The sequence below is a fragment of the Coriobacteriia bacterium genome (assembly GCA_013334745.1).
Lineage (GTDB): Bacteria > Actinomycetota > Coriobacteriia > Anaerosomatales > JAAXUF01 > JAAXWY01.
In genome coordinates this window covers 1-14,789 of sequence record JAAXWY010000014.1, presented here as the reverse complement: position 1 = coordinate 14,789, position 14,789 = coordinate 1, and the positions used below count along the sequence as shown (strand labels likewise).

Sequence of the window (14,789 nt, the reverse complement as noted above, 5' to 3'; positions counted from 1 at the left end):
CGACCCGAGAACATGCTTGCCGAGCGAATGCTCTCCTCTGTCATGCGGCGCGCGAACAACGCGTTCCTGACGCTTGAGCCCTCCGGAATCGAGAGCCTGCCCGCACCCATCGCCGGTCGTCAGTACCTGCTTTATGTGCACGTGCCGTTCTGCGAGCGGCTCTGCCCATACTGCTCGTTCAACCGCTTCCCCTACGACGCCGAGCGCGCCTCGCACTACTTCCGCAACCTGCGCGAAGAGATGCGCATGGTCGCCGACCTCGGCTACGACTTCCAGTCGATGTATGTGGGCGGCGGCACCCCCACCATCGACATCAACGAACTCGTCGAGACCATCGACCTCGCCAAGTCACTCTTCTCAATCCGCGAGGTCTCCTCGGAGACGAACCCCAATCACCTCTACCCCGAGTGGATCGATCCGCTCGTGGACCGCGTCGATCGTTTCAGCGTGGGCGTGCAGTCGCTCGACGACGAGCTGCTCAAGCAGATGGACCGCTACGACAAGTACGGCTCGGCGTTTGAGATCCTCGAGCGGCTGCAGTCCATCGAGGGCCGCTTCCACTCACTGAACGTCGACATGATCTTCAACTTCCCCAGCCAGACCCCCGAGAAGCTCCAGGCCGACGTCGAGCTTGTGAAGCGCACCGGCGCCAACCAGGTCACCTTCTACCCGCTCATGGCCTCGCCCGCAGTGCGTGAATCGCTCAAGCGCACAGTGGGCCGAGTGGACTACGCGCGTGAGTACCGCTACTACCAGCGGATCATCGAGATGATGAGCGACACCTTCGAGCCGGCGAGTGCGTGGACGTTCTCGCGTACGGGCGGCGGCATGATCGACGAGTACATCGTCGACTACGAGGACTACGTGGGCCTGGGCAGTGGCGCCTTCAGCTTCCTCGACGGCTCGCTGTACGTGAACACGTTCTCGCTGCAGGTACACGCCGAGCGGGTCGAAGCGGGGATGACACCCGCGCTGCAGAAGCGGCTCTTCAGCCACCACGACCGTATGCGCTACCGCTTCCTCATGTCGCTCTTTGGGATGAGTCTGGACCGTCGCAAGTTCGCCAAGGACTTCGGCATCACGATCGAGATGGGACTCCCCATCGAGATGGCGTACATGCGCAGCGTCGGCGCGTTCGCGGTCGACAACTCCGAGACCCTCGTGCTCTCGGCCAAGGGCCGCTACCTGCTGGTGTCGATGATGCGCGAGTTCTTCGTGGGCGTGAACAACCTTCGCGACCAGGCGCGCGCCGCGCTCTCGACCGACGAGCGGCTGCTGCTGTTCGGCGACGGAGACGAGGGCGACAAGCCGTGCGAAGGCGCGCATCCGCTGGCGCAGGCCGGTGCCGACACGGGCACCGCGCAGGAGCTGCCGGTTCCGTAAGGCCTCGACCCCGCCAGGTCATCACGCCGCCTCCGTCCGTCCCGCCGCGCTCTCTAGCGCGTGTTCACCCCGCCCGTTCTGGTACGCTTCGCGCAGGCGCTTGTGCGCCGGTTCGGTCGACCGCTGTGCGGGGAGGATTCGATGGCAGGAACGCCGCTTGTCGGCATCATCATGGGGTCGAAGTCGGATCTCGGAGTGATGGAAGAGTGCGCAGCGCAACTCGACGCGCTCGGCGTCGCGCATGAGGTCGTCATCGCCAGCGCTCATCGCAACCCGGAGCGCGTGCACGAGTGGGCGTCGACTGCGGCCGATCGCGGCATCAAGGTCATCATCGCAGCTGCGGGCAAGGCCGCTCACTTAGGCGGCGTCGTTGCTGCGTTCACGCCGCTGCCCGTCATCACCGTTCCCATGAAGACGAGCGACCTCGGCGGTCTCGATTCGCTCCTGTCGATGGTTCAGATGCCCACCGGCGTTCCGGTTGCGTGCGTCGCGATCAACGGCGCGAAGAACGCCGGCATCCTCGCGACCCAGATTCTGGGCACGTCGATGCCCGAGTACCGCGATGCGATCGTGCAGTTCAAGGCCGGAATGGCTAAGGATTAATCAGGAACCTACCGATACTTACTCATACGCAAGGCATGTGTGGCGTCTATGGGGAGGCGCGGGGTCGGTGGACAGGCCAATCCGGACCAAGCAGGGGGCACGAGACCAGGGCTTCACGATCGTGGAGCTGATGATGGTCGTGCTCGTGATCGGCATCCTCGTCGTCATCGCCATCCCCACATTCGTCACCGTCACGGCCAGCGCGAAGAAGAAGACCTGCTTCGCGAGTCAGCGCTCGATCGAGGGCGTGGTGAGTGTCTGGCAGGCCGAGACACGCTCGGACACCACCGAGCCGCTCGAGGGAGTCGTCACAGCGGGGCACCCGCTGATCGCAGGCCACTTCCTGCTCCGGCCGCCACGCTGCCCGGTCGCGCCGACGCCTAGCGACGTCGCCAACCCTTCGGCGAGCGAGGGCGCGTACACGCTCAACGCGAGCGCGACCGTTCAGGCGTGCTCGTTCGGCAGCCTCGGCGCCCACGGAAGCTTCCACTAGTTCCGACTATCCACGCCCGCTCATCTCGGCGATACTGCGCTATGCAGCACTCACCGCGGCCCCACGAACGAATCGTGCGCCGCCGTATCCGATAGCCGGGAGGATTCATGCAGCACAGCGTCTTTGAGGACGTGCGCATCGAGGGGCATCTCATCGACTCGGGCATCGTGTCCGAGGTCATGGACCACATCATCGCGCTTGGCGGCGAGTTCGAGACGCTGTCATTCGAGGTGGGTCGCACCAACACCGATGCATCCGTCGCGGTACTGCGCGTGAAGGCCGACTCCCAGGAGACGCTCGACACGATCCTCGCGGGAATCCAGTCGCATGGTGCGTGCTCGGTGCACGACACCGACGTTCACACGGCGGTGGCGCCCAAAGACGGGGTGTTCCCCGACGGCTTCTACTCGACCACCAACATGGAGACCGACATTCGCATCGACGGCGGATGGGTGCGCATCGCCAATCCCGAGATGGACCTGGGTGTGCGCGTGGACGTCGCGGGATGCACCGCGGACGCGGTCCCGATGGCCGACGTTCGTGCAGGCGACGTCTACGTTGTTGGCCACGGCGGCATCCGCGTACACCCGCAGGAGCGTCCCCGCGACAAGCAGGCGTTCGAGTTCATGTCGAGCGCCGTCTCCTCCGAGAAGCCCAAGGCGCAGGTCGTCGCCGACGTCGCAAAGATGCTGCGCGACACCCGCGCCGCCGGCCGCGACGTGATCGCGGTGGTCGGGCCGGCGGTCGTGCACACCGGTGCTGCCGATGAACTCGCGCGGCTCGTTCGGATGGGCTACATCACAGTGATGTTCGGCGGCAACGCCGTGGCCACGCACGACATCGAGAGCGCGCTGTACGGCACCTCGCTGGGGGTCGGGCTCGAGGATGGCATCCCCACGCTTGGCGGGCACGAGCACCACCTACGCGCGATCAACACGGTGCGCGGCTGCGGCTCGATCGCGGCCGCCGTGGAGCAGGGCGTCATCACCAAGGGGCTCATGCACACGCTCGTGACGACCGGCACGCCGTTCGTGCTCGCGGGTTCGATCCGCGACGACGGCCCGATGCCCGACGTCATCACCGATGTCATCGAGGCGCAGAACACCATGCGCACCTACGCGCAGAAGGCGGGAGCGTGCCTGATGCTCTCGACGATGCTGCACTCGATCGCGACCGGGAACATGCTGCCGGCGTCGACCACCACCGTGTGCGTCGACATCAACCCTGCGGTCGTCACCAAGCTCGCCGATCGCGGCAGCTGGCAGACGGTGGGCATCGTCACGGACGTGGGGCTGTTCCTGGAGCAGCTCGCCAACGAGCTGGAGCGCGAGTAGCGCTCGGCGGCCCCTAGTAGACCCGCACGCCCATGAGGTACTGGTCGACCGGCGCGTGGTCATCGGTGATGACCTTTGCGAACTCGGACGCGGGCGTGGCCGACGGCTCGATGCGCTTGCCGGCGAGTTCTGGCGCGATCTGCATCGCGCGGTCCTGCAGCGAGTTGGTCGTCTCGACCGACGCAATCATCGAGATGTTCTGCACGACGCCGGTGGCCTCGGGCACCTGTACTGCGTAGACCTCGACCTGCGGGAACAGCTTCTTGAGCGTCTCGTACTCCGACCACACGAAGCGGCTTCCCGGTCCGTTGAGTGAGGCGACCACGTTGATCGCGAGCACTCCGTCCTCGTCGAGCGAATCGCGCACTCGTTTCATCGACTCGTAGGTCGTGAGCTGGTACGGGATCGAGTTCGCGCTCTTGAACGCGTCGATGAGGATCACGTCGTACTTCTCGGAGGACTCGTTGAGAAACGTGCGACCGTCGGCGACAACGATCTCCATACGCGGGTCGTCCTTGAGGAAGAACGACTCTTTCGCCACGTCCACCAGAGCGGGATCGATCTCGACGACGTCGGTGGTCGAGTCGGGGAAGTCGGTGAGCTGGTGGCGCGGCCACTCGAAGGTGCCGCCGCCGATCACGAGCGTCTTCTTCACATCGGGAACGAGGCGCACTGCGAGGTCGTAGTAGCGGTAGTACTGGAAGATGACCGGCTCACCGTTATCGGCGAACGCGCCCGACTCGTTTGAGTCGAAACCACGGCTCAGGAGCACGACCGGGCGGCCGGTCTCCTCGTCGGTCTCGTGGGAGATGAAGTAGCGGTCGTACTGCGTGTCGAACGCGTCGATCGATGGCTTCGAGAACATCGCCGTTGCGATGAGTACGACGAGTGCGACGGCCACGCCGATGCCCTTGCGGCTCGTGATCGGCATGACCACGGTCAACGACAGCGCGAGCAGCACGCCGGCGAGCAGCAGCACGATGTTGTGGCTGCCGAGCACCGCGATGAGCCAGAAGCCGGCTAGGAACGTCCCGCCGATGCTTCCCAGCGTCGAGAGCGCGTACAGGGTCCCGACGGTCGCTCCGGAGTCGGCGACCGCATGCATCTTCAGTCGGATGCAGTACGGCGAGATCATGCCCAGCAAGACCGAGGGCGCACCGAATAGCGCAATCGCCGCAGCGATCGCACCCATGCGAAGCGGCATGCCCTTGGAGAGCATCGGCATGATGAACTGCTCGGCGATGGCGATGAGCGAGACAGAGAGCGACGCGGCGATGAGAATCCAGAACAGCGCCTCGGTGCTGTGGCGCTTGTCGCCCAGCCGTCCACCCAGGTAGCCGCCGATGGCGATGAATCCGAGCATCACGCCGATGAGCGCCGTCCAGACGAACAATGAGTTGCCGAAGTACGGGGCGAGAAGGCGAGAGCCCACCAGCTCGAGCACCATGACCACGGCACCGCACAGGAAGACGACGATCTCGATGAGGAAACGCGGAACCTTGGCTACTACGGAGGGCTCGTCGGTCGACGTGTTCTTAGGCATGAAGCAACAACTTCCGGGCTCGTGGGTGATAGGGGTGTTCGCGTTAACTGGTTCTTCACTGCCCGAACGCAGGCCGGCACGCCACTGTGTTCAAGCCAATACGGTATACCTGAGCACCGCTTGCATGGTCAAACTGACCGAGCAAGCCCCATACCGTTCGGCACGCCCCGGTGCCGCCCGGCGCGCGAGAATCGGGCCCTGCGCACGCTGGCGTGGCGCTTGCACCCGGGAGCTCCGGAACGAAAGGAGCTGTAACCTCGTGCAAAACCTGTTCGGACACAAAGAGGCTCCCCATCACGCGCTTCCGGCGCCGATTGACGCGCTCACTCCCAGCACGCTCTCAACCGCCACGTTCGGCGTCGGTTGATTCTGGACGCCTGACGCCCGGTTCGGGATCGTGCAAGGCGTGTGGAGGACGCGAGTCGGCTACGCGGGAGGGCTGTATCCCGATCCCACGTATCGCCGAATCGGCGACCACACCGAGTGCTTCCAAGTCGACTTCGACCCCGAGGTCATCTCGTACGGGGCGCTCGTGGACCTTGCCTTCGCGTCGCATAACCCGACGTGGAAGGCGCACAAGATGCAGTACGCGTCGCTCGTGCTCGCGCACGACGACGAGCAGCTCGCGACTGCAACGGAGCGCGGCATGCGCGTCGCGGCCAAGATGGGTGCGCTGCTGGCGACGCGAATCGAGCCGCTGTCGCAGTTCTGGCTCGCCGAGGACTACCACCAGAAGTACTACCTGCGAAACGAGCGCGGCCTCGCCGCCGAGTTCTCGGCGATGTTCGAGGGTGATGAGGATGCGCTGCGCGACAGCACCGCCGCCGCGCGCGTCAACGGCTACGTCGCCGGTGATGGCACCCGGTCGCAACTGGCGCGCGAGATCGACTTCTTGGGACTTACCGGGCCCGCACGCACGCGGCTGATCGCACGAGTGGGTATGGCCGAAGGCGACGCCAGCGCGGCCTGCGGCGTGGGCTAGGCGCCGCGATTTCGCTTCGCGTCGTACATGCGCGCATCGGCCTCACGAAGCAGCGTGTCCAAGTCGACAAATGCTGCGCCCGGCTCGCGGCTCGCGGTTCCCAGCGCAGCTGACGCTTCGAAGGGCAGACCCGCGGCCCGGTTGCGCTGAGACAATTCAGCCTCGAATCGAGCGGCCACCGCTTCGTCGGCTCGTTCCCCGCGCGAGAACGACAGAACCGCGAACTCGTCGCCTCCGACCCGCGCGGTGATATCGGACTCGCGAAACGCCGAGCGAACGGCGTCGGCGACGACGACGATCGCCCTGTCGCCAATCTCATGCCCGAACCGGTCGTTGATACCCTTCAGGTCGTCCATGTCGAAGTAGACCGCGGTGACATGCGCGTCACCGGCATCAGCGAGGCGTTTGCGGGCGGCTTCACGAAACGCCCGGCGATTCAGAAGACCCGTGAGGGAGTCGCGGGTCGACAACTCGACGAGGCGTTCCTGGGCGAGGCGGTGCTCGGTGACGTCCCGAACCACCGACAGGATGTACGGCTCGCCACTGATGTCGATCATCTCGCCGGACACCACGCCGGGAAACTCCCGCCCCTCGCTACCGTTGAACTCCGCTTCGAATTCGCGCACAGCCCCGCATTGCTCGAGTTCGGCCAGGTACTGCAAGCGCTTGCTTGAATCGGCCCAGAAGCCGAGCTCGATGGTGGTGTGGCCCACCGCGGCCTCGCGGTCCCGGCTCGCCAGCGCGAGGAATCCCTCGTTCGCCTCGGCGATAAGGCCATCGGAGGCGCGCGTGAGCACGATGCCGTCTGGAAGGTTGTGGAACGCAGCCGCGAAGCGCTGCTCGCTCAGGCGCAGCGCGGCCTCGCTCTTTCGCAGTTCAGCCGCGTCCTTCTCGGCGGCGGCGAAGAGATGGTCGTTGACCATGATGAGCAGGCTCGCCGTCAGCGCGACGAAGAGCACCTGATAGGAGAGGATCACCGCGGTGTCGAACGTCGCCGACTGGAACAGGTCGGTCGCGGTTCTCTCGGCGAGGTCGTGGGCGATGCGCATCGTCGCGATCGCCGTGTACGCGGCCATCACCCATCCGACACCTGCAGTTGCGCTGTGTATCCCGGCGTGGGCGCGTCGCAGCATCAGCCACGCGACCTGTGCTGTCAGAAACGCCAGCGCGACCGACGCGTTGATGTTGCGCGCGGTCAGATCGGGACGGATGACGGCGTAGTACGAGTGCACGGCGGTGAAGAGGGCGAGGAACGCGTAGTTGAAGGTCTGGCGAGACGGCTTGCCGAGATAACGCTCGAGGCCGGCGAGCAGCCAGATCGTCCCCGCAGAGATCAGCACGTTGCCGACCACCATCGAGATGAAGTCGGGGATGGCGCCGCGCAGCGAAATGAGCAGCAGGCCGACCACCTGAGCCGCATAGTCCGCCAGCCACAGACCGATGCCCGGCACCCGGTCGCGATTCTTTGACCACAGCACGCCGATGACACCGGTGCACAGCATCGCGAGCACGATGTAGTTGAGCAACATCGTGCGCATGTCCAGAGAGAACATCTGCCCCCGATCAAGAACAGCACCCACACACCGAAGCGTCTATACCCGTTGAGGCGCTCTCGGCGTCGGGATAGGGTACAGACTGTTCGGGACCGACGACGTGAGGTGACGACATGGTGCTGCGAATCGAGCGATCGGATGACGAGTGGCGCGAGATGCTCTCGGCCGAGGAGTTCCGCGTGCTGCGGCGCGCAGGCACGGAGCCCGCGTTCTCAGGCGCGCTGACCGACGTGACCGAGCCCGGACTGTATGAGTGCGCCGGCTGTGGCACGCTGCTGTTCTCGTCTGAGACGAAGTTTCACTCGGGCTGTGGCTGGCCGAGCTTCTGGGAGCCGGTGACTCCGGACGCCATCACGGAGCATGAGGACGACACCTTCGGCATGCACCGCGTCGAAGTGCGATGCGCGGCATGCGGCGGTCATCTGGGACACGTATTCGGCGACGGGCCCGAGCCCACGGGGCTTCGCTACTGCATAAACTCCGTGTCGCTGGTCTTCCATCCCGGACGACAGCTCGGGCATCCGCAGGAGTAGCGCGGAGGGCACGCCTGCGACGGTACTCGGCACGGGAATTGCGGTGTCACGGGTGTCAGATAGCCATCAGAGAGGCTTGGATGCATCTTTCCGCCCGCATGCGGGGCTTGACCCTGTCGCTCGTCGTGGTGATTGCGCTCGTTGCGGTCGCCGTTCCGACGTGTCGCATGGTCGGCTGCGATATGGATATGGGCGCGATGCCGTTCGTTCCGTTCTCCGGCGCGCATCTGACTTCCGACTGTGGCGGCGAGTGGGCGTTCAGCTCCACGCCCGTCGGGACACTTCCGAGCAGTGCGCTCAACCTTCTGCTGTCGTTGGCCGCAGCGATGGTTGCAGCACTGGTGCTCTTCGGTCCGCAGTTGGCGAGCCGGCCGTTGCTTGCGATGGTGAGCAACCCGCCCCCGCCCCCGGAGCTTCCCCGCGGGGAGCGCTTCCGAGTCTGATTCCTTCTCGTGACCGCACGCCGGCGGGTCTTCGCCTGCGCGCGGATGTCGTCGACCCATCGCAACCGCGGTGTGGTCGGTTGTCCCAACTCACGAGGAGTCACCAGACGTGACAGCTTTGTTCGTATCGATGATCGCACTGGGCCTGGCAACCAGCGTCCACTGCATCTCAATGTGTGGTCCCATGGTCGTCACCTACGCCGTCAAGGGCGCTGAGGGCGAGCACTGGACCCGCAAAGTGGTACCCAATCTCGCCTATCAGGCCGCCAAGATCGTGAGTTACGTGTTGACCGGACTCGTGCTTGGAGGCGTCGGCGTCGCCCTCGCATCCACGCTCAAGGCCATCAGCCCGTGGATCATGTTCGCCGCCGGCGGCTTCATGATCGTTCTCGGACTTGGCATGACCGGCCGCTTTCCCTGGGCTGCGCGCCTCACGCCTCGTCCCCCCAAGTTCCTCATCAGCTCGCTGTCGAAGTTGCGCCGCAAGGCCAAGGCTGATGCCGAGGAGGGCGTCGACTCAATCGCAACTCCGATCTCGTTTGGCCTGCTCACCGGCTTGATGCCGTGCGCGCCGCTCCAGGCGGCCCAGCTCGCGGCGGCCGGCGCCGGCGCGACCATCGGCGGCGGAATCGTTGGCGGGATGCTCGGCGGCGGTGTCGCGATGCTCGCGTTCGGGCTCGGGACCACACCGCTGATGCTCGGCTTCGGCCTGGCTTCGAGCATGATCCCGCGCGAGTGGAAGCATCGCTTGACGCTCGTGCTCGCCATCGTCGTGATGGTGTTCGGGCTCGTGTTCATCAACCGCGCCGCTACGCTTGTCGGCGCTCCGGTGACCTTCAACACCATACGGACCGCGTTCGTCGGCACCGCTCCGGCGCCTGCTGCGGCTCCCGAGTTCACGCCCGGCCCCGACGGCGTGGTCGAGGTACCGCTGACCATCGCGAACACGCAGTACGTGCCCAAGACCGTGAGCATTCCCGCCGACACGCCCGTGCGTCTCGTCGTCGACCGGCAAGAGGACGTCGCCTGCTCGAACCAACTCGTGCTTCCGCAGCTCGGTGTGAGCGTGCCTCTCGCCGACAACGCGGTGACGAAGGTCGATCTCCCGCCGACCAAGGCCGGCTCCTACACCATGACCTGCGGTATGGGCATGATGTCGGGCACGCTGGTAGCGGGTGGCGGCGCGGCGTCGTCCGGTATTCCGGGATCGCCGGTGTTGTGGCTCACGCTCGTCGTTCTCGCGACCGCCGGCGCGCTGTACGCGGTGCGTTCCCGCGGCGTCGTCACGGACACGGGAGCGCGCACCAAGGCGGCCGACGAAACCGCCGTGCTTCTCGGATTCACGCCGTTTCAACTCGTGCTTCTCGTTGGCGGAGTTGCCATCGCTTTGGTGATGGGGCTTGCGCTCGGCGGGTTCTTCTCGTAACCATCAACTCATGAAGGAGATAGATTCCATGACCGAAACCAAGAAGTCGACTAACACGACGCTGCAGATCGTCCTGATCGCGGGCCTTCTCGTAGTGGCGTTCTTCGGCGCATATGCGTTCGCGGGCGCGCGCAACAAGAGTAAGGCGGCAGCGCCCGTGAGCACCGTTGCGGCACCGGGGGCCGTTGCTCCCGCAGGCGGCGCTCCGGCAACCGACGGCTCGGGCACGCCTGCGTGCGCGTGCTGCGGTACCACCGCACCCACCGAAGGTGGCGTCACCGGCGAGCCCGTCGAGGGCACCGCGAAGGTCGCCGACGGCGTGCAGACGATCGACGTGAAGGTCGACGGCACGTACTCGCCCAACGTCATCAAGCTCAAGGCCGGCGTTCCCGCCGAGATCACCTTCGGCCAGAGCAGCGGCTGCACCGCTCAGGTAGTATCGGTCGAGCTCGGAATCTCCGAGGATCTCAGTACCGGTCCCAAGGTCGTGAAGCTTGCTGCGCTGAAGAAGGGAACATACTCATTCTCGTGTGGCATGAGCATGGTCTTCGGCAAGATCGTCGTGGAATAGGTGCGACGATGACTCACAACGATTCGATGAAAGCGGGTGAGCCGGATGCTGCCCGATAAAGAACGTTCCGTCGTGCGCCTGCGCGTGCAGGGCATGCGTTGCCACTCGTGCGAACAGGTTCTCACCGCGTGGTTGAGTGATATCGGCGGCATCGATGCCGTACTCGCCGACCACAAGAGCGGCCAGGTCGTCATCTACGCCGAGCCCAACGTGCCGGTCGACGCGATCATGACCGCCGTCATACGCGCCGGCTTCGTGCCCGGCGAGCCGACCGTGCTCACCGGCGTCGAGGCGGCGGCCGCTGTCGAGATGCCGATCGAAGCCGACCGAACCGAGATCGGCGATGTCGCGCTCATCCTCCAGACAGGCGTCGTCCCCGATAAGGACGAGCCGGCCGCAGAGCCGATGGCCGAGCCCGCGCCGGCCCCCGCTCCGCAGGCCTTGGTCGTGCCGCAGCCTGTTGCTGCACAACCAGCGGCTGTCGTGCCGCAGCCCGAAGTCGCGCCTGAGCCGATTGCTGCGACGCCCACAGCCGTGGCGCCTGCAGTCGTCGCGCCGGCCGAAACCGAGGAGCCGCAGGCGGCCGCCGATGAGGCCGCGGACCAGCCGAAGTATCGGCGGCTGAAGCTGAGCGCCCAGGGCATGCACTGCGTGTCCTGCGACCGACTCATCACGATGCACATGCTCGCCGTCCCCGGTGTGGCCGCTGCGATCGGCGAGTATGCCGACCGCTCGGTCACCGTGTTCCTGCACGGCGAGGTGCCGCTCGAGGAGCTCGCAGCCGCGGTCGTAGCTGCGGGATTCACGCCGGGCAAGCCCTTCGTTCGAGGCATGGCGCTGGTCAGTGCGCTGCCGGGCGAAGAGCCGACATCGCCGCAGGACACCATCGCGATGGCGCCCGTCGCGGCGCGCTTCGCCGAGCCCGTCCCTCCGCTGCCGCCGATCGTCGTGGCGGCCCCGGTGGTCAACGTGCCGACGCCCGCACAGGCGCCGGTTCCTGCACCCGAGTCCGCACCTGCGGTCGTTCCGGTCGCCGCGGCGCCCGCTCCTGCAACGCCCGCACCGACAGCGGCCGCTTCGATTCCGGTCGCCGAGACGGTTGTGGCCGCTCCCGCCGCCGCCACCGCACCGACCGCACCCGAGGTAGGCGCCGCGCGCGTCTCGGCAGCCGCTGCAGCATCCGCTGCGATGGCAGCCCGTGTCGCTCGGATGGGCGTCGCCGTGCCAGTGGCACCGGAGCCGCAGGTCGCTCCGGTCGCACCCACGCCTGAGCCGACGCCAGTACCCGCACCCGCACCCTTATCTGCACCGGAGCAGCAGCCCACGTCCGAGCCCGCGACGACGCCGGAACCTGCCGTCGTCGTCGCTGAGCCTGAGCCCACCGCATGCCCCGTGGTTCCTGAGGAGCCTGCTGTGGAGCCGTCGACGCCGGTAGCGACCGAGGCCGCACCCGAGCCGCCGCTGGCAGTCGAGCAGCCCGCTGCTGTCGTCGCCACCGCCGAGGCCACTTTCGGCGTCGGTGGTATGACGTGCGCGTCGTGCTCGGCGATCATCGAGAAGGTGCTCGGCAAGACAGAGGGCGTCTCGGAGGCGACCGTCAATCTAGCGATGGAGCGCCTCCACGCAACGTACGACTCGGCGGTCATCGATGCAGCTGGCATCAAGGCGACCGTCGACGGGCTGGGCTACACCGCCACGCTCCTGTCGACGACTGAGCCGCAGGCCGAGACGGATGCGGATGCAGCGCCGGCCCAGACCGCGGCCGGACGCGTGACCCTCGACATCACCGGCATGACGTGCGCGTCGTGCTCGGCGATCATCGAGAAGGTCGTCGGCCGTATGCCGGGCGTCGAGCGCATCGCCGTCAATCTCGCGACCAACACCGGAGTCATCGACTTCGATCCGACCGTCACGGGCATCGACGAGATCATCACAGCGATTCAGGACACCGGTTATGGCGCGACCGTGAAGGTCGAGGCCGTGCTTGGCTCCGACGCCGCCGATCAGCAGGCGGAGTTGCGTGCGAAGGCGTATCGCGGAGAGCTCGCGATGTTCTGGTTCGCAGTGGCCATGTCGGTCCCACTGTTCCTGATCGCCATGGTGCCGCCGTTCATGGAGCTCGTTCCGCTCAAGCTCGCCGAGCTGCTGGCGGACAGCGTGGGCGGCGCTTGGTCACCGATGCTCGTATCGAAGTACGTCATGTTCCTGCTCGCCACGCCGGTTCAGTTCATCGCCGGCTGGCGGTTCTACAAGGGCGCCTACCACGCGCTCAAGCGGCTGACGGGCAACATGGATCTGCTCGTCGCCATCGGCACCACCGCGGCCTACGGTTACTCGGCAGCCGCCACGTTCGTGCCGTCGCTTCAGATGGAGCCGGCGTTTTACGAGACGTCGGCGCTGCTCATCACCTTCGTACTCATGGGCAAGCTGCTTGAGGCGCGCGCCAAGGGCCGCACCTCCGATGCGATCAAGAAGCTCATGGGCCTTGCCGCCAAGACCGCGCGAGTCGTGCGCGGAGGCGAAGAGGTCGACGTCCCCGTCGAGCAGGTCTTCGTCGGCGACATGATCGTTGTTCGTCCGGGCGAGAAGATTCCGGTCGATGGCGTCGTGACGTCGGGGTCGAGCGCTGTCGACGAGTCGATGCTCACGGGTGAGCCGATCCCGGTTGAGAAGAACGCCGGAGACCAGGTCATTGGAGCCACCATCAACAAGCTCGGGACGTTCATGTTCCGCGCAACGAAGGTCGGTGCCGACACCGCGCTGGCGCAGATCGTCCGGCTCGTCGAGGACGCGCAGGGCAGCAAGGCGCCGGTCCAGCGTTTCGCAGACCGCATAAGCGCGGTCTTCGTACCGATCGTCATCGGTGCGTCGCTTCTTACGTTCCTGTTCTGGGCGTTCGCCGGCCCGGCGATCTTCGGTGCCGAGCCCGTGCCCGAGATGGCGTTCTTCCTGTTCCAGCCCATCCTCATGGCCGCCGCCGCAAACGGGTGGTGGACGGCTGCCCTGCTCGCGGGTATCGCCGTCGTCGTCATCGCCTGCCCCTGCGCGTTGGGGCTCGCGACGCCCACAGCGATCATGGTCGGCACCGGCCGAGGTGCTGAGAACGGCATCCTCATCAAGTCCGGTGACGCCCTCGAGACCGCCTATCGGATCTCGGCGATCGTCTTCGACAAGACCGGTACGCTCACGCATGGCGAGCCCGAGGTCACCGACGTCGAGCTGGCCGACGGCCACGACACCAACCGCATGTTCGGCTTCGCCGCGGCGCTCGAGAAGAACTCCGAGCACCCGTTGGCCGAGGCGGTCGTAGCGCACGCCAAGTTGCGCGGCATCGAGTTCGCCGATGTCGAGGGCTTCTCGGCGATTCCGGGTCACGGCGTCGAAGGCACCGTCAACGGCATGCACGTCGCGTTCGGCAACCGCAAGCTCATGGTCCGCGAGGGTATCGACGTGAGCGCTTATGCAGACCGCATAAGCGAGCTAGAGGGCGAGGGCAAGACCGTCATGCTCGTGGGTGTGAACCGCGAGAAGCTGGCCGGCATGATCGCGGTCGCTGACACCGTCAAGCCCAACTCCGCCGAAGCCGTCGCCTCTCTGCAGGAAAGCGGCGTGAAGGTCTTCATGATCACCGGCGACAACCGCCGCACGGCCGAAGTCATCGCCGCGCAGGTGGGAATCCCCGCCGACCACGTGCTTGCCGAGGTGCTCCCCGAGCACAAGGCCGAGGAGGTCGCGCGGCTTCAGGCTGACGGCCTCGTGGTCGCGATGGTCGGAGACGGCATCAACGACACGCCGGCGCTCGCTCAGGCCGACGTGGGAATCGCCATGGGTGCGGGTACCGACGTGGCCATGGAGACCGGCGGCATCGTGCTCATCAAGAACGACCTGCGCGACGCCGTGACCGCGATCGACCTCTCCCGAGCCA

Annotated in this window: 12 protein-coding genes; 10 read left to right on the top strand and 2 right to left on the bottom strand. The window is 66.1% G+C overall.

The features are described 5' to 3' along the window. Window positions 1–12 precede the first annotated feature (12 nt). The 4 genes from HGB10_05335 (at window position 13) to HGB10_05320 (ending at window position 3,813) form a co-directional block, all read left to right on the top strand. Window positions 13–1,383 carry a coproporphyrinogen III oxidase family protein gene (locus HGB10_05335; protein NTU71223.1) on the top strand — a complete coding sequence of 457 codons (1,371 nt, stop codon included), beginning with the start codon at window positions 13–15 and terminating at the stop codon, window positions 1,381–1,383. A gap of 141 nt (window positions 1,384–1,524) precedes the next feature. Further along, the gene (gene purE, locus HGB10_05330; protein NTU71222.1) at window positions 1,525–1,986 is read left to right on the top strand and encodes a 5-(carboxyamino)imidazole ribonucleotide mutase; all 462 of its coding nucleotides are present in this window, start codon (window positions 1,525–1,527) and stop codon (window positions 1,984–1,986) included. Continuing rightward, the gene (locus HGB10_05325; GenBank protein NTU71221.1) at window positions 1,946–2,479 is read left to right on the top strand and encodes a prepilin-type N-terminal cleavage/methylation domain-containing protein; all 534 of its coding nucleotides are present in this window, start codon (window positions 1,946–1,948) and stop codon (window positions 2,477–2,479) included. The genes purE and HGB10_05325 overlap by 41 nt, the downstream gene beginning before the upstream one ends. Window positions 2,480–2,586: 107 nt before the next feature. Further along, window positions 2,587–3,813 (top strand): TIGR00300 family protein, encoded by a 1,227-nt coding sequence (locus tag HGB10_05320; GenBank protein ID NTU71220.1) that lies wholly within the window; start codon window positions 2,587–2,589, stop codon window positions 3,811–3,813. A 13-nt stretch (window positions 3,814–3,826) separates the two neighbouring features. On the opposite strand, the gene HGB10_05315 is transcribed toward HGB10_05320, so the two are convergent. Then, entirely contained in the window at window positions 3,827–5,356 is a 1,530-nt protein-coding gene (locus HGB10_05315) for a fused MFS/spermidine synthase (GenBank protein ID NTU71219.1), read from the bottom strand. Between the two features lie 406 nt (window positions 5,357–5,762). Here HGB10_05315 and HGB10_05310 point away from each other — a divergent pair, with 406 nt between their 5' ends. After that, a complete protein-coding gene (locus HGB10_05310; protein NTU71218.1) occupies window positions 5,763–6,338 on the top strand; it encodes a peptide-methionine (S)-S-oxide reductase in 576 nt (191 codons plus the stop codon). On the opposite strand, the gene HGB10_05305 is transcribed toward HGB10_05310, so the two are convergent. After that, the gene (locus tag HGB10_05305; protein NTU71217.1) at window positions 6,335–7,891 is read right to left on the bottom strand and encodes a diguanylate cyclase; all 1,557 of its coding nucleotides are present in this window, start codon (window positions 7,889–7,891) and stop codon (window positions 6,335–6,337) included. The two genes, HGB10_05310 and HGB10_05305, sit on opposite strands and share 4 nt — an antisense overlap. Before the next feature lie 113 nt (window positions 7,892–8,004). Here HGB10_05305 and msrB point away from each other — a divergent pair, with 113 nt between their 5' ends. The 5 genes from msrB to HGB10_05280 all read left to right on the top strand — a co-directional run. Beyond that, entirely contained in the window at window positions 8,005–8,424 is a 420-nt protein-coding gene (gene msrB / locus HGB10_05300) for a peptide-methionine (R)-S-oxide reductase MsrB (GenBank protein NTU71216.1), read from the top strand. Between the two features lie 80 nt (window positions 8,425–8,504). Beyond that, entirely contained in the window at window positions 8,505–8,867 is a 363-nt protein-coding gene (locus HGB10_05295) for a hypothetical protein (protein NTU71215.1), read from the top strand. Window positions 8,868–8,976: 109 nt separating this feature from the next. Continuing rightward, the gene (locus tag HGB10_05290) at window positions 8,977–10,293 is read left to right on the top strand and encodes a hypothetical protein (protein ID NTU71214.1); all 1,317 of its coding nucleotides are present in this window, start codon (window positions 8,977–8,979) and stop codon (window positions 10,291–10,293) included. A gap of 28 nt (window positions 10,294–10,321) precedes the next feature. Beyond that, on the top strand, window positions 10,322–10,864 hold the full coding sequence (locus HGB10_05285; GenBank protein NTU71213.1) for a cupredoxin domain-containing protein: 543 nt from the start codon (window positions 10,322–10,324) through the stop codon (window positions 10,862–10,864). A 72-nt stretch (window positions 10,865–10,936) separates the two neighbouring features. Next, window positions 10,937–14,789, top strand: a 3,853-nt coding sequence (locus tag HGB10_05280) for a heavy metal translocating P-type ATPase (GenBank protein ID NTU71212.1), incomplete at its 3' end; no start/stop codon positions are given.

Bases quoted from the DNA above. Each gene is read 5' to 3' on its own strand.
- HGB10_05335 (NTU71223.1), top strand. From the start codon at position 13: ATGCTTGCCGAGCGAATGCTCTCCTCTGTCATGCGGCGCGCGAACAAC.
- msrB (NTU71216.1), top strand. From the start codon at position 8,005: ATGGTGCTGCGAATCGAGCGATCGGATGACGAGTGGCGCGAGATGCTC.
- HGB10_05320 (NTU71220.1), top strand. From the start codon at position 2,587: ATGCAGCACAGCGTCTTTGAGGACGTGCGCATCGAGGGGCATCTCATC.
- HGB10_05325 (NTU71221.1), top strand. From the start codon at position 1,946: ATGCGATCGTGCAGTTCAAGGCCGGAATGGCTAAGGATTAATCAGGAA.
- purE (NTU71222.1), top strand. From the start codon at position 1,525: ATGGCAGGAACGCCGCTTGTCGGCATCATCATGGGGTCGAAGTCGGAT.
- HGB10_05305 (NTU71217.1), bottom strand. From the start codon at position 7,891: ATGTTCTCTCTGGACATGCGCACGATGTTGCTCAACTACATCGTGCTC.
- HGB10_05285 (NTU71213.1), top strand. From the start codon at position 10,322: ATGACCGAAACCAAGAAGTCGACTAACACGACGCTGCAGATCGTCCTG.
- HGB10_05315 (NTU71219.1), bottom strand. From the start codon at position 5,356: ATGCCTAAGAACACGTCGACCGACGAGCCCTCCGTAGTAGCCAAGGTT.
- HGB10_05295 (NTU71215.1), top strand. From the start codon at position 8,505: ATGCATCTTTCCGCCCGCATGCGGGGCTTGACCCTGTCGCTCGTCGTG.